Raw genomic sequence first — 17,915 nt, forward strand, 5'->3', positions numbered from 1 at the left:
GGGACTCCTGGAGTAGCACTGGGTCGTCGCGGGTTCTTTCGCAGCCTAAGCGCGTGGTGGCGGGGCGGCACAGGACGCGGTGGCGGGTCGCGGCATGCGGTTGAGCCGAATTGGCGAGTCGGGCCTGCCGGCCGGTGTGCTCCCTTTCACCGAGTCGTAGTTCTGATACACAGAACGTGTGACGACTCAAGGCCAGCCCCCCGCCCCCGGTCCCCTCCCGCCGGGCTGGTACGCCGACCCCTCGGGCCATCCCCAGCTGCGCTACTGGACCGGCACCAAGTGGACCGAGCGCACCCGGCCGGACGTGCAGGCCTGGGTGCACGGGCCGCGGCTGGTGGACGTGCCCGGGGTGTTCGCCTACGGCCGCGACCCGCAGCAGGCGGCCGCGGCGCGGGTCAGCCGCGAGGCCCGGCAGCGGGCCCTGCGCTATCTGATGTACGCCCCGCTGGCCCTGGTGGTCCTGGCGGTCCCGGCCTCGATCATCCTCACCTCGATCGGGCTGCACGGGGCCTTCCTGTGGATCGTGTTCCTCGCCGCGGTGCTGGCGGCCTGCGGCTGGGCCGGCGGCTGGGTGCCGGTCGGCCGCGTCCTGTGGGAGCAGTACGGCGACCGCCTGCCCGGCTCCGCCCGCAAGCGCAAGGCCGCCCCGCCGCCGAAACAGGACCTGTGGCAGGACCTGCGGACGGCCGGGCACGTCGCGGCCGCCAGCCGGCTGGACGCCGCCGCCGACCACGGCGAGCTGACCGACGTCGACTACGTCCGGGTCACCCGGGTGATCCGCCAGGCCCGCGGCGACGAGGGCCGGCTGGCCGCGGCCGCCGCCGAGATCGAGGACGCCGGCCCGCACGCCTGGCTGCACGCCTCCGGCCAGCGCGACCTGCCGGCCCGGCTCGGCGAGCACGACCTGATGACCGGGCAGGTGCGGCTGGGCGTCGCGTCGTCGTCCGGGAAGAACCCGGCGACGCACGCCGGCCAGACCTTCGCCCTGGACGCCGAGGTGCTGCGGACCTCGCTGCTGGTGATAGGGCCGCCCGGAAGCGGCAAGACGCGCAGCTTCGCGCGTCCCATCGTGGAGCTCCTCGGCCTGCAGACGCTCACCAACATGGCCTCGGTGGTGGTCATCGACCCGCGCGGCGACTACGCGCTGCCCGGCTTCTTCGACGTCGACATCGATCCCGGCAACCCCGAGTCGCTGTGGGGCTTCGACCTCTACGGCGGCGCCCGTAACCCGGCCGAGGCCGCCGACCGGCTGGCCGGCGCCCTGCTGCCGCCCGGGGTGGAGCCGGAGGCCGACGCCGCCGCGCACAACGCTCTGGACGCCGCGCTGAGCTGGTTCCGGGAGCGCGAGAGCCGCTACCCGACGCTCAGGGAGCTGATCGCCGAACTGGAACAGGGCGGCCCGCGGCTGCTGGTGGAGCGGCTGCGGCTGCTGGACCGGCCGGCGCTGGTCGAGCTGTTCGACGGCCGCCCGGACCGGACCTTCTCGATGCGCGAGATCGACAAGCCGTTGCGGGTCCGCATCGCGCTGCCCGAGGGCGCGTACCCGCAGGCCGCCCGGATCCTGGCCCGGCTCGCGGTGTCGCAGTTCGTGCAGACCGTGTCCGCCCCGGACGTCGACCGCGCCATCTTCAAGGGCCTGGTGGTCGACGACGCCGGCCGGTTCGTGGACGAATACGTGGTGCAGGGCCTGCAGCGGGCGCGCGCGGCCAACGCCGGCCTGATCCTGCTGGCGCAGTCGATGCGCGAGTTCCCGGAGAACCTGCGCGCGACCGTGTTCGCCAACACTGGGTGCAAAGCGGTGTTCGCCGGGATCGACCCTCAGGACGCCGCCTATATCGCCGATTTCTGGGGCAAGCAGTGGGTTCCGGAGACCACGGTGACCACCGGCCAGGAGAACACGACCCGGTCCGGCACCATCACCGGTCCGCCGGAGCGGAAGCGCAGCGTGCAGTCCCTGGGCCGCAACGCCAAGCGGCCGGGCCAGCTGCTGGCGCTCACCGGCGGCTCGTCGGTGGCACAGCAGCGCTCTGTGTCGACCCGCCCCGTCGAGCGCTACGTCTGGTCGCCGTCGGAGATCATCAACGAGATCCCGACCGGCCACGCTCTGGTGTCGCTCGCGACCGCCGACGGCTTCCGCACCCCGCCGGTGCTGGTCGACCTGCGAGGGTGAGTCCTGACGGCCGCGACCGGGAGTGACGGCGAGCGTCGCTCTCAGTACTCGATTTCCCGTTTGTAATCCCTTTGTGATGAGGTGTTTATCAGCCGACCGGGGGGTCGGCTGAAACCGACGATGGGGATTTTGTTATGAGCAAGAACCGTCCGCTGGCCATCTCCGCCCTCGTGGCGTCCGCGGTCGCCGCCGGTGCCGTGGCCGCCGCCCCGGCGATGGCCGCCGACACCGGCGCTTCCACGGGGACCAACCCGACCACCAACGCGGCTCCGAATCTCGACCGGATCGGCGGGGCGACCCGTTACGAGACCGCGATCAACGCCTCCCAGGCCGACTTCCCGACCGCGGGCTCCGCCAAGGGCGTCGTGATCGCGCGCGGCGACATCTACGTCGACGCCCTCGCCGGCACCCCGCTGGCCGCCAAGACCGGCTCGGCCCTGCTGCTCACCGACTCCAAGACCCTGACCCCCGGTGTCGCCGACGAGATCAAGCGACTGCTGGGCACCGGCGACGCCGCCAAGGGCAAGAAGATCACGATCCTGGGCGGCGAGGTCGCCGTCACCCCGGCGGTCGAGAAGCAGCTCAAGGCCCTGGGGTACGACGTGGACCGGGTCGGCGGCTTCGACCGCTACGCCACCGCGCTGGACATCGCGGGCAGCCTGCACGCCAAGAACGCGATCGTGGCCACCGGCATGAACTTCGCCGACGCCCTGTCGGCCGGCCCGCTGGCCGCCGCCGCGCCGGACTCGGCGATCGTGCTGTCCAACGGCACCACCGTCACCGACGCCGCGACCGCCGCGTTCATCAAGGGCGCGGGCACCGTCACCTCGGTCGGCGTGCCGGCCGTGACCGCGGTGAACAAGCTGAGCGTCAAGGACACCGAGCTCGCCGGCCTGACCCGCTACGAGACCGCCGCCGCGGTCGCCGGCAGCGCGGTCCTCAAGGACAGCAAGACCGCGGTCGTGGCCAACGGCCTGATCTTCACCGACCCGCTGGTCGGCGGCGTCTACGCGGCCTACAACCACGGCGCGCTGCTGCTGACGGACCCGAACAGCCTGCCGCCGGCCACGGCCGCGGCGCTGGTCGGGTTCAACGCCCCGCTGCAGCAGGTCAAGATCTTCGGCGGTCTGGTGGCCGTGTCGCAGAACGTCCAGAAGCAGGTCCAGACGCTGCTGACGGTCGGCTACGACGTCTACGTCCAGCAGCTGAAGGACGCCGTGGCCAAGGCGCAGGCCGCCGTGGACGCCGCGCAGAAGGCGTACGACGCCGCGGCTGCCGTGCCCGGCGCGTCCGTGTTCGCGTTCTACCACACCCTCCAGGTGTCCACCGACAAGGCCGTGAAGGACGACGCGACCGCGCTGTTCGACGCGGTGAAGAACTCGGCCGACTCCAAGGTGCAGGGCGCTTACACCGCCTACGCCACGGCGCTCGCGGCGTACCAGGCCGGCGGCGCCGACCCGGCCCAGAACGTGGTGGACGCGCTGTCCACCGCTTCCTGGAATTTGGCGACCGCGATCGGCGGCACCCAGGACAAGGCCGTGCGCACCGCCGTCGACACCCTGAACGCCGCGGTCGTGGCCTCCGCGGACACCGCGCCCAAGGCCGCCGCCGACGCGATGACCAAGGCCGCGAACGACGCGAAGGCCGCCGTGCAGGCCGCGAGCGACAAGCTCACCGCCGCCCAGACCGCGCTGGCCGCCGCGCAGAAGGCGCTCGCCGACGCGCAGAAGTGAGACCTGAGCGACACTGATACGGCCCGGTGATACTCCTCGGCCCGGCGGCGCGTCCGCCGGGCCGAGGTACGCCCGGGCCCGGTTCCGCCCATCACGCGGAACCGGGCCCGGGCCGGTCGCCTACCGGCTCTTCGTCTCCCAGCGCTCGATCAAGCCTGGACCAATGCTGGATCAGCTGTGCTTCCAGGTCACGCTGAAGGCGCCGCTGGAGGAGATCGTCCCGGGCACGGCCTTGATGGTGCTGCCGCCGGCCATGGTGATCTTGTCCGGCGAGAAGGAGGACAGCGAGGCGCCGTCGGCCTTCGAGCCGCTGAAGCCCACCGTGCCGAAGTCGGACAGCGGCAGCACGCCGGAACCGCTGGACGGCGCCTCGGCGATCACCTCGGCCGAGGCCAGCGCCGGGTTGCGCAGCGTGGAGTGGACCGTGTGCGACCAGCCCTTGGTCGTGTCGCTCAGCACCAGCGTGAACTTGTTGCCGCCGTTGTAGGTCACCGAGGCGGTGAAGTGGTCGCCGGGGGAGACCGGGTTGGAGAAGTCGACCGGGTACGCCGGGTACATCTCGTACCAGGACGAGTACACCGCCCGGCCCCCGGAGCAGTCGGCCTCGGTGCCGGTCTGCTCGACCGAGTTGCTGCCGTCGCCGTCCAGGCCGACCCAGAACGACGAGTACGTGGTCTGCGAACCGCAGGAGACCGCGGGCTGGGTCCAGCTGGCGCTGACCGAGGTGAACGACCGGCCGGTCGCGGCGTAGCCGGACCAGTTGCCGGAGGAGCTGTGGAATCCGTGGGAGAGCCCCTGCGCGGTGCCGTTGAAGACGGCCGCCGATGCCGGGGACGACAGGACGGCCGCGGATATCGCTCCGGAGAGCGCCAGACCGGCCGAGACCCAGCGACGGGCAGAAGACATCCTGTGTCTCCAATCTCTGTGGGGTGAGATGGAGACTAGGAAACGGCTCGGCGGATGTCTGTCTAGAAAAGGTAAAATCCTGATTCGCCAGGATCCGCGGCGGTTCGCGACGGGTGCGCCGGGTTGCCGCCCGTTTGTTCCAGGCCCGGAGCCGTCGCGGCCGCCGTGCTACGCCCGGCGGGAGTGCGAGGCGAGGCCGCGCAGCATCAGGTCCAGCCCGAACTCGAACCGGCCGTCCGGGCCGCCGGTCTCGAACATCGGGTCGGCCAGCGCCACCAGGTTCGGGAACGTCGTGACCGGCAGGGACTTGATGTAGGACTTCATCTGGCCGGCCCAGGCCTCCATGTCCTCCCGCGAGGTGTCGCCGTGCGGGGCGAACCTGATGTCATCCTCGAAGACGCTGGCCACCACGTACAGCGAGACGACGTCCCCGGCCCACGCCGCGACCTGGTCCGGCAGCTCGCCGGCGCGCAGGATCGCCATGAAGCCCTCGACGATGCGCAGCCCGCTCGGGCCGAAGGGCACCTGGCCGAGCATCGCGCGCGCGATGCCCGGGTGCGCCTGCAGGATCCGCCGGGTGCCGCGCATCATCTCCCGCACCTGCTCGACCCACCGCTCCGGGTCCGGTTCGGGGAACTCGACGCTGTCGAAGACCCGGTCGATGACCAGCTTCATGAGCTCGTCCTTGTTGGCGACGTGCGCGTACAGGGACGCCGCGCCGGTGCCGAGTTCGGAGGCGACGCGGCGCATGGACAGGCCGTCGTAGCCCTCGGTCTCCAGGATGTGCAGCGCCGCCTCGACGATCGCCTCCTGGCTCAGCGGGGTGCGCGCCGGCGTCTTGGCCCGGCGGGTGCGCTCCCACGGGGGGACCGGCAGGGCCGGGGTGGCTGGGGTGCCCGGGGTCTCGTGCGAGTTCGATGCCGCGTTCGCCATCGGTGTGGCTCTCCCTTCGTTCTGACGACCCGTGGCGAACACTGTACGCCCTTCGAACGTCGTTCGTAACTACGAACAGCGTTTGACGCGAACGGCGTTCGGTTGTAGAACGGTGTTCGTAGAACAGCGAACGGCGTTCGTGGCGATGAGCCGGAAGGCCGGCCGTCGTCTGACGAGCGAGGGGACGCGAGGGCTGTTCGACGTTCGCGATATAGCTTGACATCCGACGCACGAGATATATCGTGAGTCTCGACGAACGCCGTTCGCAGCCACGAACCTCGTTCCACCCCGAACCACGTTCCGCCACAGCTTTCTCCCGGAGGGGGACCACCATGACCGCCACGCTCGACGACACCAGCGACAACCCGGCCGGAACCCTCGATCAGCGCGACGGCGCGCCCCCGGACTCCGGGGACAAGGTCACGTCCGGACTCGGCAAGGCCGTCGTCTTCGCGCTGTTCGCGATCATCGGCGCCGACATCATGGACCTGCTCGACGCCACGATCATGAACATCGCCGGCCCGGTCCTGCAGAAGGACCTCGGCGCCTCCAGCTCCGCGCTGCAGTGGATCGTCGCCGGCTACACCCTGACCTTCGCGGTCATGCTGACCACCGGCGGCCGCCTCGGCGACGTGTTCGGCCGCAAGCGGATGTTCCTGGTCGGCATCGCCGGCTTCCTGACCGGCTCGGTCCTGTGCTCGCTGGCGCAGACCTCCGGCGAGCTGATCGGCGCGCGCGTCCTGCAGGGCGCCTTCGCCGCCGTCATGATCCCGCAGGGCCTGGGCATGCTGCGGGCCATGGTCCCGGCCGAGAAGATGAACACCGTCTTCGGCATCTTCGGCCCGATGATGGGCCTGGCCGCCACCTTCGGCCCGATCCTGGGCGGCTGGCTGGTCGGCGCCGACCTGTTCGGCCTGAGCTGGCGCGCGATCTTCCTGGTCAACGTGCCGATCGCGATCGTCGCGCTGTTCGCCGGCGCCAAGGTGCTGCCGCACGACGACCATGTCGACGCCACCACGAAGCCCAAGCTGGACATCGTGGGCATGCTGCTGGCCACCGCCGGCATCATGATGCTGGTCTACCCGCTGGTCCAGGGCCGTGAGTCCGGCTGGCCGGCCTGGATGTTCGTGCTGATGGCCGCCTCGCTGCCCACCTTCGCCGCGTTCGCCCTGCACCAGCGCCGCCGCAACGCCGCCGGCCGCGACCCGTTCGTGGTGCCGACCGTGTTCCGCAAGCGCTCCTTCAACAGCGGCATCGGCGTGCTGTTCGCCTTCGGCGCGGCGATGAGCGGCGTGTTCTTCGTCTACACCCTGTTCCTGCAGGTCGGCCTCCGGTACAGCGCCCTGCACGCGGGTCTGACCATGCTGCCCTGGTCGATCGGCACCATCGTCTCCATGGGCGCCTCGCAGGCCCTGATGCCGAAGATCGGCCCGCGGCGCACCCTGCAGACCGGCATGCTGGTGATGTCCGTCGGCACCGTGATCGCCGCGATCCTGGTGAACGCCTACGGCGCCACCACGACCAGCATCACCCTGATCGCCCCGCTGCTGGTCTCCGGCCTGGGCATGGGCCTGATCTTCGGTCCGATCTTCGGCACCGTCCTGGGCGACCTGGACGACGCCGAGGTCGGCTCCGCCTCGGGCCTGCTGAACGCGGTCCAGCAGCTGGCCGGCGCCTTCGGCGTCGCGGCCCTGGGCACCGTGTTCTTCGACAAGGCCGGCACCATGATGACCAGCGTCCCGGCCGCCGCCACCCTGGTCTTCGGCATCAGCGCCGCGGTGCTGGTGCTGGCGTGGGCCGTCGCCTTCTCGATGTCGAAGCACACCAAGGAGGCCGAGGGGCACTGAGCCCTCGCCGGCTAGACCGGCGAACCCTCTCCGAGAAGTCCGAGGAAGGCGATGCCTTCCTCGGACTTCGCCCATTCCGCGTGGCCGAGGAACCAGTCGCGGTAGGCGATTTCGGCGTTCTCCTCGCTGCCGCCGGGGACGACGGAGAGGAAGTAGTCGACCTCTGAGAGCTCGTACTCGGCGTGACAGAGCGGGAACAGGTGCGCCAGCGCGAAGAACTCGGCGCCGCTGATCGGCCGCACCGAGGTGTAGGCGTGCAGGAACGAAGTGAGTTGGCGCTTCTGGATGCCGGCCGGACCGCCGTCGCGCAGCGCGACCCAGTCGACGGCGAACCGCTCGACCGCGATGGCCAGGTCGTGGACGGCGGTGGTGCGGTCGGCGAGACCGAAATCCAGGACCGAGGTGGCGGCCGGGTCACAGCCGTCGTCGGTCCACAGCAGATTGGTGCCGTGCCAGTCGTTGTGGGTCCAGAGCGGGTGGAGTCCGTCGCGCAGGGGGGCCAGCCGCCGGTGGAACGGGAGCATGAGCCGTTCCACGTCGGAGCGCCAGTCGCGGGCGTCCAGGAAGTCGCCCAGCCGCGGCCGTTCCGCCGCGATCCGCTCGATGGCGGTGATCGGGTCCGCCGCGCCGAAGAGCGAGAAGCCTGATTTCAGGGGCCGCCAGGGCCGGGCCGGTGCGTCGTGGCCCACGGCGGCGTTGTGCAGGTGGCCGAGCATCGCGCCGGCGGGCCCGGCGTGGAAGCCCGGGTGGTAGGGCGTCCAGGAGAACACGTGCTGGTACATGTCCTCGCCGGCGCCCGGCTCCTGCACCTCGTACGCGAAGCCGTCGCGGGTCCCCGCCGTCCAGGCCCGCGGCACCGGGATCCCGCGCCCCCGCAGATGGTCCATGAACCCGTGCTCTTCGGCCAGCGCTTCCGGCGTCCGCAGCGACAGCGGCAGCCGCTTCACGATCAGCCGCCGGCCGTCGCCGGTCCGGATCCGGGCGGTCGTCGACAGGGGGCGCGGGCTGCGCCACTCGATCTCCGAGACCTCGTCGCCGAGCACCGCCCCGACCTCGTCCGGTGTGAGGCTCGGCCAGTCGCGGTGCACGACCGGCTCGGCTCCCATGCCGAACACGAGGTCGTCGTGGCTCACGCCGGGCGCCTCCGGTCCCAGGCCACGATCGCGCCGGTGGCCAGGGCCGCCGCCGCGAAGGAGTACAGCGAGGCCGAGGCCCACCAGCCCGGGTGCACGCCGAGCCAGTCCTGGACGTGCATCCAGCCGTGGCGCCACCAGCTCACCGAACCCGGGTTCAGGATCTGGTACACCGCGAAGCCGACGGCCCACGGCAGCAGCATGACCGGTCGGGCCGGGGAGCGCTCGGACAGGTCCCAGCGACCCTCCTTGCCGCGGCCCAGGAAGTAGTCGATGCCCAGCACCGCGGCCAGCGGGACGAACACCGAGCCGATGACGAGCAGGAAGTTCGAGAACTGCGTGAGGTCGTGCACGAACAGCGCGATCACGGTCACCAGTGCGCCGACCGCGCCGGACAGGACGCGGCGGTCCACGCTGGGCAGCAGGTTCTGGATCGACATGGCGGTGGAGTAGACGTTGGCGAACGACTGGTCCGACTCGCGCAGCACCAGCACCAGGAAGAAGACCCAGCCGCCGGCGACGCCGAGCATGGTGTGGAAGACGTCGCCGTCCGGGCCGGCCTGTAGCAGGGCCACGATGCCGATGGCGTAGCACCAGAACTGCGTGATGCTGTAGCCCGACACCGCCGCGCCGGCGGCCTGGCGGGCGTCGCGGGCGTGCCGCATGTAGTCCGCGGCCATCGGCAGGAAGGACACCGACAGGGCCAGCGCGGCGTCCACCGCCGGGAAGAAGCCGCTCCAGGAGGTGCCGCTCTGGTGCGGGACCGGGTTCCGCAGCAGCTGCACGGTGAAGTAGAGCATGGAGATGCCGACCAGACCGGTCACGTACTTGCGCAGGATGCGCAGGACGGACAGCGGCCAGATCGCCATCGCGGTGCACAGCGCCCCGGCGGCCACGACCACCAGGGGCCGGGGTATCCGGCCGGTCATGGCGTCCACGCCCTGCACGATGACCGTCAGCTCGTACACGCCCCAGCCGATCAGCTGGAAGATGTTCGCCAGGCTCGGCAGGAACGACAGCCGGGTGCCGAACAGCCCGCGCAGCACCGCCATCGCCGGGGCGCCGGTGCGGGTGCCGACCACGCCGGCCAGCGCGGTCATCGCCATGCCGGTCACGGTGCCCAGGGCGAGCGCGAGCAGGGCGGCGGGGATCGGCAGCGGGGAGTAGCCGGCGGGCAGCAGGATGACCGCGGCGCTGGCGAACCCGATCAGGCTGACGCCCAGGTTCGCCCAGAACGCGGCCTGGTCGCTGAAGGTGAGGCTGCGGGGCGCCTCGGTGGTGAGGCGCAGTGGCGCCTCGGCGGAAGCGGCATTCGCCGGCGCGGTGGTCGTCGTCATGGCGTGCCCCATCGTACGGTCCCCGCGCACCGCTGTTCGAAGCGTTCGCCCGCTGAACAGCCCGGACGTCCACGGGGGTCCGGCACGTAGGCTGGAGCCGTGCCCCCGACGATCGCCTCCCTGCTCGCCGACCGCCCCCTGGGCCTGCGCCTGCTGACCACCCGGGGCCCGGCCGGCGACACCGCGCGCGAGATCCGCTGGGTGCACACCACCGAGCTGAACGACCCGGCGCCGTTCCTGGAGGGCGGCGAGCTGCTGCTGACCACCGGCCTGCGGCTCGACGACCCGCGGTTCGACCTGGAGGCGTTCCTGTCCGGGCTGGTCCGGGCCGGCGTCGCGGGCCTGGGCTTCGGCGTCGGCCTGAACAACGCCGCGGTGCCCGAACGCTTCGTCGCCGCCGCCGAGGCCCACGGCCTGCCGGTGCTCGAGGTCCCGAAGGCCACGCCCTTCATCGCGATCGCCAAGTCCGTCTCCAAGACGCTGGCCGCCGAGGAATACCGCGCCATCACCGAGGGCTACCGGACCCAGCAGGAGCTGGTGAAGTCGGCGCTGGCGGCCGAACCGCAGCGCTCCCTGGTCCGCTCCCTGGTGCGCGGGCTGGGCCCGGGCGCGTGGGCGGTGCTGGCCGCGGCCGACGGCACGGTGCTGCACAGCGCCGGGCCGGTCCCGCCGGAGGTGGACCTGGCGCCGGAGCTGGCCCGGCTGCGCGGCCGCTCGCTGCCGAGCAGCTCCTCGATCCTCACCGAATCCGGGCACGTCGAGGTGCACGCGCTCGGCGCCGGCAAGCGCGTCATGGGCTTCCTGGCCGCCGGCCTGCTCGGCCGCACCACCGGCCCGGACACCACGGGGCGCCAGATCCTGGCCGTCGCCCTGACGCTGCTGACGCTCGGCGTCGAGCAGCCGACCAAGGACGGCACGGTCGCCGAGCTGACGCTGCGGCGCGCGGTGGTGCGGCTGCTGCTGGCCGGCCACGTCGACGCCGCGCACGAGGCGGCCGCCGAACTGCGCGTGCCGCTGCCGCCCGAGCCGATCCGCGTCTCCCGCGACTCGGTTCGCGAAGAGGCGGTGCCGGAGCGGATGTTCGTGCTGGAGGAGGAGGGGGAGCGGGTGCTGCTCGCCCCGGCCGCCTTCGACGGGTTCGCCGGCGGAGTGTCCGACGCGGTCGGCTACGCGGACTTCGGCCGCGCGTACCGGCAGGCCGGGGAGGCGCTGGCGACGGTGCGCAGGACCGGCCGCTCCCCGGTCTTCTTCGCCGAGTCCGGATCCGGCCTGACCACGCTGTTCGGCGACCAGGTGGTGCGCGACTTCGCCGCCGGGGTGCTGCGGCCGCTGAAGGACGCCGACCGCACGACGCTGGTGCCGACGCTGCGCGCCTGGCTCGCGCACAACGGCCAGTGGGACGCCGCGGCCGCGGAGCTCGGCGTGCACCGGCACACCGTGCGGGCCCGGATCGCGCGGGCCGGGGAGCTGCTCGGCAAGGACCTGACCGCGGCCGACTCGGCGGACGCGCGCATGGAGTTGTGGCTGGCGCTGCGGGTGCAGGAGGGCCAGTAGCCGTTTTGGTGGCTCCGGTGTCCACCACTCCTCGGCGCTCCCACGCCGCTCCCACGCCGCCCGCTGGCCCTGGAGGAGCGGACAGCGGCACCGACTGGCCACCGCGTACACCGGCACCCGCCTCCACCCCCGCCTACCCTGAATCCATGACTGAGCAGGCAACGCCGTTCTGGATCGCGGGCAAGCAGGCCACCGGCACCGACAGCTTCGAGGTGTACTCGCCGTACGACGGCGCGCACGTCGCCACGGTCTCCGTCCCGACCGAGGACCAGGTGGAGGAGGCGGTGGCCGCGGCCGCCGCGGCCGCCAAGGAGACCGCCGACCAGCCGGCCCACGTCCGCGCCGCCGCGCTGGACCTCGTCTCGCGCCGCATCGCCGAGCGCGCCGACGAGATCGCCGCGCTCATCACCGCCGAGAACGGCAAGCCGCTGAAGTGGGCCAGGGCCGAGGTCGGCCGCGCCGTGTCGGTGTTCCGCTGGGCCGCCGAGGAGGCCCGCCGCTTCGGCGGCGTGGTGCAGCGCCTCGACACCGACGCCAACGCCACCGGCCGCACCGCGGTCATCCGCCGCTTCCCCCACGGCCCGGTGCTCGGCATCGCGCCGTTCAACTTCCCGCTGAACCTGGTCGCGCACAAGGTCGCCCCGGCGATCGCGGTCGGCGCGCCGATCATCGTCAAGCCGGCCCCGGCCACTCCGCTGACCGCGCTGCTGCTCGGCGAGCTGCTGGCCGAGACCGACCTGCCGGCCGGCTCCTGGTCGGTGCTGCCGGTGCCGAACGACCGCATGGCCGCGCTCACCGCCGACCCGCGGCTGCCGGTGGTCAGCTTCACCGGCTCCGGCCCGGTCGGCGCCATGATCGAGGCGGCGGTGCCGCACAAGCACGTGACGCTGGAGCTCGGCGGCAACGCCGCGGCCGTGGTCACCGCCGACTACGCCTCCGAGGCCGACCTCGACTGGGCCGCCCAGCGGATCGCCGCGTTCTCGAACTACCAGGCCGGACAGTCCTGCATCTCGGTGCAGCGGGTGTTCGCCGACCGCGCCGTCTACGACCGCCTGCTGGAGAAGGTCGTCGCGGCCGTCGAGGCGCAGAAGACCGGCGACCCGACCGATCCGGGCACCGACGTCGGCCCGATGATCAGCGTCGCCGCCGCCGAGCGGGTCGAGGCCTGGGTCGGCGAGGCCGTCGGCGCCGGGGCCACCCTGCTCACCGGCGGCGGCCGCGACGGCGCCAGCTACGAGCCGACCGTCCTGGCCGGCGTGCCCGACGGCGCCAAGGTCGTCGCGGACGAGGTGTTCGGCCCGGTGCTGGTGCTGCGCGCGTTCGACGGCTTCGACGAGGCGGTCCGCCTGGTCAACGACTCGCGGTTCGGCCTGCAGGCCGGCGTGTTCACCCACGATCTGCGCACGGCGTTCCGCGCGCACCGCGATCTGGAGGTGGGCGGCGTGATCATCGGGGACGTCCCCAGCTTCCGCGCCGACCAGATGCCGTACGGTGGCGTGAAGGGCTCCGGCGTCGGCCGCGAAGGCGTCAAGAGCGCGATGGAGGACTACACCTATGAGCGGGTGCTGGTGCTGACCGGGATCGACCTGTAGGACCGGAAGGCAGAGCGGCGCACGCTCGGCCCCTTGATCCGATTCCCTCACCGGATCAAGGGGCCGCTTCCGTTCCGCCGTGCCGCCGGTCAGCCCCGCGCGTCGGCGCGGACGCCCTCGCGGTAGGACGGGTACTGCGGCTTCCACCCGAGCTCGTCCTTGGCCTTGGCGTTGCTGATCACGTAGCGGCCGGTGACGACCGCGTCCAGGTACCGCATCGGCTTGATCAGCCACGCCGGGACGGTCCGCGGCTTCTTGGTGTGGAAGTCCTCGGCGATCTCCAGCGTGATGTCCGCGAACGGGATCGGGGTGTCGTCCACGACGTTGTACGCCTGCCCGCCTCGCCCCCGCTCCAGGGCGGCGACGGTGGCGCTCGCCGCGTCGGCGAGGTGGATGAAGGAGTCGGTCCCGGCCTTGATGATCGGCAGCTTGCCGGCCTGCAGGAGGTTCACGTAGACGTCGGTCGCGGGGCCGCCGTAGAAGAGGCCGTAGCGCAGCGCGATGCCGTCGACGCCCGGCTCGGAGAAGGCGATCTGCTCGTTGCGCCGCATCGCCTCGCCGTGCTCGGCGAACGCCTTGCGCTGGGACGGGCCGAAGTACGCGTCCTCGGTGATCGGCCCGGCGCCCAGGTCGCCGTATCCGTAGCCGAAGATCATCGACTGGGTCAGGAACCGCGTGGCGCCGGTCGCCTTGGCGGCGGCCATCAGGTTCTCGGTGCCGACGGTGCGCAGGACGTTGGTCTGGCGCATGTCCTTGTTGCGCATCGGAGGCTTCTTCAACGCTGTGAGTTGGCTGATCACCGCGTCGAAGCGCTCTCCTTCGAGAGCGGCGAGCAGCTGCTCCCGGTCCATGACGTCGGCGATGACCGCCGAGGCGCCCATGGCCTCGATGCCCCGGACGCCGTCCCGGGTGCGCGTGATGCCGACGACGTCGTGGCCGGCGTCGACCAGGGCCGGGGTGAGGACGCGGCCGAAGACGCCACTGGCACCGGCGAGGAGGATGCGCATGATGTTCTCCTTTGGTCTGGTTGGCGGCGGTTTCGCCGCGCTCTCGACCACAAGGACGGGACCGCCCGGAGTCCTGTGACAAGCCTCCCTGTGACCTGCCTCACACCAGGTCAAACCTCCAGGGCGCGCACACCTTCGAGCTTCTCCGGGTTGGCCATGCCGAACACCGCGCGGATCCTGCCGTCCTCGTCCAGGTCCAGCGTGTAGACGTAGAGCACCTTGCCGTCGAGGAACGCCACGATCGCCGGCGAGCCGTTGACCCCGCCGGCCACCACCTCGATGCGCAGGTCCGCGCCCTCCTGCATGAACTTCGCGTACTTGTCGACGATGCCGAGCAGGAACCGGGCGACGTGGTCCTGGCCCTCCACCGGCCGCCGGGCCGCGGTGACGACGCCGCCGCCGTCGGCGACCAGCGTGACCTCCGGCGACAGCAGCTCCAGCAGCGGCCGGACGTCGCCGCCCACACAGGCCGCGAGGAAACGGTCGGCGATGCTCTGCCGTTTGGCGTCGTCCAGCGGGTAGCGGGGACGCTTCTCGTGGACGTGGTTGCGCGCCCGGACCAGCAGCTGCCGCACCGCGGGCTCGGTGCGGTCCAGCATCGCGGCGATCTCGGCGAAGCTGTAGTCGAACGCCTCGCGGAGCACGAACACCGCGCGCTCCAGCGGTGACAGGGTCTCCATCACCAGCAGCATCGCCAGCGAGACGGTGTCGTCCAGGACCACGCGGTCCGCGGCGTCGGGGGAGCTGTCCGCGCCGTCCCGGGTCAGCACGGGCTCCGGCAGCCAGGGGCCGACGTAGGACTCCTTGCGGGTCTGGACTTTGCGGAGCTGGTCGATCGCCAGGCGCGTGGTGACCGTGACCAGGAAGGCCTTCGGGTCCTCGATCCGCGCGTAGTCCGAGCCGCTCCAGCGCAGCCACGCGTCCTGCACCACGTCCTCGGCGTCGCTCCAGCGGCCCAGCACCCGGTAGGCGACCGAAGTCAGGAGCCTTCGGTGCTCGTTGAAGACGTCGGCGGCTCGGGTGTCGTCCCACGTGGGAAGGTCCTGGTCCACGGGCGCCAGCCTATTACCCGTGTCGATGAGGATGGACGGCTGGTGCCGTCTGCCCTACGGTGCGCGCATGCTGGCAGACGGGAAGATCGCTCTGGTGACCGGCGGCGGCAGCGGCATCGGCCGCGCCACCGCCGAACTGTTCGCCGCCGAGGGTGCCGCGGCGGTCGTGGTGGTGGATCTGACCGAGTCCGGGGAGAACTCCGGGCCGGAGACGGTGGAGCTGGTGCGCAAGGCCGGCGGCACCGCGCTGTTCGTGCGCGCCGACGTCGCGGTGGAGGCCGAGATGGAGGCCGCGGTGGCGGTGGCGCTGGCCGAGTTCGGGCGGCTGGACGCGGCGGTGAACTGCGCGGGCGTCGCCGGTTCGGGCGCGAAGATCGCCGACATGGCGCTGGAGGAGTGGAACCGGGTCGTCGGGATCGACCTGACCGGAACGTTCCTGGCGCTGAAGCACGAGATCCGGGCGATGCTGCCGGAGCGGGCCGGGACGATCGTGAACATCGCCTCGGCCGCGGGACTCGTGCCGGTGCCGTATCTGTCCCCGTACTGCTCGGCGAAGCACGGAGTGCTGGGGCTGACGAAGACCGCTGCGAAGGAGTACCGGAACGCGGGGCTGCGGATCAACGCGATCTGCCCCGGCGTGATCGACACCCCGATGATCCGGGCCTCGGCGGCGGAGCGGCCGGAGGTGGCCAAGCAGTCGCGGGAGGCCTCCGGGGCGAACGCGCTCGGCGGCGGGTTCGTGGGGCGGCCGGAGCAGATCGCGTCGGCGGCGGTGTGGCTGTGCTCGGAGGGGGCGTCGTTCGTGAACGGCGAGTCGATGGTCGTCGACGGCGGCACCGTGACCCGCTAGCGGACGGCTCCCTGGCATAGCGTGGGGGCATGCGTATCGATCTGCACGCCCACACCACCGCCTCCGACGGGACTTACGAGCCGGCCGAGCTGGTGGCGATGGCCGAGGCCGCGGGCCTGAACGTGGTGGCCATCACCGACCACGACGGCACCGGTGGCTGGTCGGAGGCCCGCCGGGCCCTGAGGTACGGCGTCGAGGCCGGTGTGTGGTCGAACATCCGCACCGTGGTGCCCGGCGTGGAGATCAGCTGCAAGATCAACGGTGTCGGCCTGCACATGCTCGGCTACCTGTTCGACCCCGACGACGCCGACCTGGACGCCGCACTGGGTGAGATCCGCGCATCGAGGACGCACCGCGCCGAGGCCATGGTGGCCAAGGCGCGCGACCTGGGGGCGCCGATCACGTGGGAGCGGGTGCAGGAGATCGCCGACGGCGGTGTCGTGGGCCGCCCCCACGTGGCCACCGCGCTGGTGGAGGCGGGTGTGGTGCCGTCGGTGGACGCGGCGTTCACCCCCGACTGGCTCGGTGAGGGCGGTCGCGCCCGCGCGGAGAAGCTGGACATGGACCCGTTCCGGGCGATCGAGCTCATCCGCGGCGCGGGCGGTGTGACGGTGATGGCCCACCCGCTGGCCTGGCGCCGCGGACCGGTGGTCGGGGACGAGGACATCGCCGCTTTCGCCGAAGCCGGCATGGCCGGCATCGAGATGAACCATCCCGACCACGGCCCCAAGGAACGCGATCACATCCGCAACCTGGCGCAGCGGCTCGGGCTGCTGACCACCGGCTCGTCGGACTGGCACGGTTCGCGCAAGTCGACACCGCTGGGCGTCGAGACCACCGACCCCGCGGTGTACGCGGAGCTGGTGGCGCGCTCCAGCGGCGTTCAGCCGTTCTGAGCCCAGAACTCCTTCAGGATCCGAGCGGTCGCCGCGGGGTTCTCGGCGGCGGGGGAGTGGGCGGCGTCCGGGATCAGGACCAGCTCGGTGCCCAGGCGCGTGGCCATGTCCTTCTGCAGTTCGACGGGCCACGCGTCGTCGCCGACGCCGGCCGCGACGAGCAGCGGCAGACCGGCGGCGGCCAGCTCGTCGGTCCGGTCGGGCGCCTCGAGGATCGCGGTCCCCATGCCCGCGAGCATGGCCAGGTCGTTCGCCTCGAACCGCCGCCGCAGGAACGTCCGCACCCCGGCGTCAGGGTGCTGCGGCGCGCCCTCGGCCGCGGCCAGCTTCTGCATCTCGGCCCAGATCTGCGCCGTGCTGAGGAACCCGGCCGCCGCGACGAGCAGCTTGGCCTGTTCGGCCGAGCGTCCCGGCACGGCCGCCGGTCCGGAGTCGAAGACGGCGAGGCTGCGGATGCGGCCGGGATGGGCGAGGGCGTACTCCCGGGCGACGAGGCCCCCGAAGGAGTGCCCGAGCAGGTGGATCGGCTCCCCGCCCAGGTCCTCCACCACGTCGGCCAGGTCCTCGGCCAGCCGCGCGAGCGTGTAGGCGCCCGGGTCCTCGGGCCCGCCGGACTCGTTCTGGCCGCGCTGGTCGATGGCGACGGCGTCGTACCCGGCCTCCGCCAGCGGTGCGAGCACCGCGATGAAGTCCTCTTTCGATCCGGTGTATCCGGGCACGAGCACCGCGGTGCCGCGAAGCGTCACGCCGGCGGGCGGCACGGCCCGCAACGCGGCGAGCGGACCGCCCACGGTCGGCAGCTGGACCGCGCTGGTGTGGGGCGGCAGGTCGACGAAGGGCGGGGTGCTCATGGTGATGAGGGTAGTCGGCGGGGACGTGAGGCGCTTGAGGCGCCCATGCCCTGC

At 72.1% G+C, this 17,915-nt stretch carries 14 protein-coding genes; 7 read left to right on the top strand and 7 right to left on the bottom strand.

All coding sequences use genetic code 11. The features are described 5' to 3' along the window. The first annotated feature begins 178 nt into the window (after positions 1-178). Positions 179-2,170: a DUF2510 domain-containing protein gene (locus ABD466_RS32470; RefSeq protein ID WP_344661045.1), complete on the top strand. Its 1,992-nt coding sequence runs from the start codon at positions 179-181 to the stop codon at positions 2,168-2,170. A 134-nt stretch (positions 2,171-2,304) separates the two neighbouring features. Further along, on the top strand, positions 2,305-3,903 hold the full coding sequence (locus tag ABD466_RS32475) for a cell wall-binding repeat-containing protein (RefSeq protein ID WP_344661046.1): 1,599 nt from the start codon (positions 2,305-2,307) through the stop codon (positions 3,901-3,903). A 171-nt stretch (positions 3,904-4,074) separates the two neighbouring features. Here ABD466_RS32475 and ABD466_RS32480 read toward each other — a convergent pair whose 3' ends face one another. Both ABD466_RS32480 and ABD466_RS32485 read right to left on the bottom strand, forming a co-directional pair. Further along, complete coding sequence (locus ABD466_RS32480; RefSeq protein ID WP_344661047.1) at positions 4,075-4,809, bottom strand: G1 family glutamic endopeptidase; 735 nt, start codon at positions 4,807-4,809, stop codon at positions 4,075-4,077. 168 nt (positions 4,810-4,977) lie between these two features. After that, positions 4,978-5,742, bottom strand: a complete 765-nt coding sequence (locus ABD466_RS32485) for a TetR/AcrR family transcriptional regulator (RefSeq protein ID WP_344661048.1) — start codon at positions 5,740-5,742, stop codon at positions 4,978-4,980. 332 nt (positions 5,743-6,074) lie between these two features. Between ABD466_RS32485 and ABD466_RS32490 the strand changes: the two genes are divergently transcribed. Continuing rightward, entirely contained in the window at positions 6,075-7,589 is a 1,515-nt protein-coding gene (locus tag ABD466_RS32490) for an MFS transporter (protein WP_344661049.1), read from the top strand. Between the two features lie 11 nt (positions 7,590-7,600). On the opposite strand, the gene ABD466_RS32495 is transcribed toward ABD466_RS32490, so the two are convergent. Continuing rightward, entirely contained in the window at positions 7,601-8,722 is a 1,122-nt protein-coding gene (locus ABD466_RS32495; RefSeq protein WP_344661050.1) for a phosphotransferase enzyme family protein, read from the bottom strand. Next, complete coding sequence (locus tag ABD466_RS32500) at positions 8,719-10,059, bottom strand: purine-cytosine permease family protein (RefSeq protein ID WP_344661051.1); 1,341 nt, start codon at positions 10,057-10,059, stop codon at positions 8,719-8,721. Before ABD466_RS32500 ends, ABD466_RS32495 begins: the two co-directional genes overlap by 4 nt. 99 nt (positions 10,060-10,158) lie before the next feature. Here ABD466_RS32500 and ABD466_RS32505 point away from each other — a divergent pair, with 99 nt between their 5' ends. Both ABD466_RS32505 and ABD466_RS32510 read left to right on the top strand, forming a co-directional pair. Further along, positions 10,159-11,613 (top strand): PucR family transcriptional regulator, encoded by a 1,455-nt coding sequence (locus tag ABD466_RS32505; RefSeq protein WP_344661052.1) that lies wholly within the window; start codon positions 10,159-10,161, stop codon positions 11,611-11,613. A gap of 146 nt (positions 11,614-11,759) precedes the next feature. After that, complete coding sequence (locus ABD466_RS32510; protein WP_344661053.1) at positions 11,760-13,205, top strand: aldehyde dehydrogenase family protein; 1,446 nt, start codon at positions 11,760-11,762, stop codon at positions 13,203-13,205. Positions 13,206-13,294: 89 nt separating this feature from the next. Here the strand turns inward: ABD466_RS32510 and ABD466_RS32515 are convergent, their stop codons facing one another. Both ABD466_RS32515 and ABD466_RS32520 read right to left on the bottom strand, forming a co-directional pair. After that, complete coding sequence (locus ABD466_RS32515; protein ID WP_344661054.1) at positions 13,295-14,212, bottom strand: NAD-dependent epimerase/dehydratase family protein; 918 nt, start codon at positions 14,210-14,212, stop codon at positions 13,295-13,297. A 110-nt stretch (positions 14,213-14,322) separates the two neighbouring features. Then, the gene (locus tag ABD466_RS32520; RefSeq protein WP_344661055.1) at positions 14,323-15,264 is read right to left on the bottom strand and encodes an RNA polymerase sigma-70 factor; all 942 of its coding nucleotides are present in this window, start codon (positions 15,262-15,264) and stop codon (positions 14,323-14,325) included. Positions 15,265-15,331: 67 nt separating this feature from the next. On the opposite strand from ABD466_RS32520, the gene ABD466_RS32525 reads away from it, so the two are divergent. Next, positions 15,332-16,114, top strand: a complete 783-nt coding sequence (locus ABD466_RS32525; protein WP_344661056.1) for an SDR family oxidoreductase — start codon at positions 15,332-15,334, stop codon at positions 16,112-16,114. Positions 16,115-16,143: 29 nt separating this feature from the next. Then, on the top strand, positions 16,144-17,010 hold the full coding sequence (locus ABD466_RS32530) for a PHP domain-containing protein (protein ID WP_344661057.1): 867 nt from the start codon (positions 16,144-16,146) through the stop codon (positions 17,008-17,010). On the opposite strand, the gene ABD466_RS32535 is transcribed toward ABD466_RS32530, so the two are convergent. After that, on the bottom strand, positions 16,998-17,861 hold the full coding sequence (locus ABD466_RS32535) for an alpha/beta fold hydrolase (protein WP_344661058.1): 864 nt from the start codon (positions 17,859-17,861) through the stop codon (positions 16,998-17,000). The genes ABD466_RS32530 and ABD466_RS32535 overlap by 13 nt on opposite strands. Positions 17,862-17,915: the final 54 nt, after the last annotated feature.

Source organism: Catenulispora subtropica (genome assembly GCF_039531675.1).
GTDB classification, from domain to species: domain Bacteria; phylum Actinomycetota; class Actinomycetes; order Streptomycetales; family Catenulisporaceae; genus Catenulispora; species Catenulispora subtropica.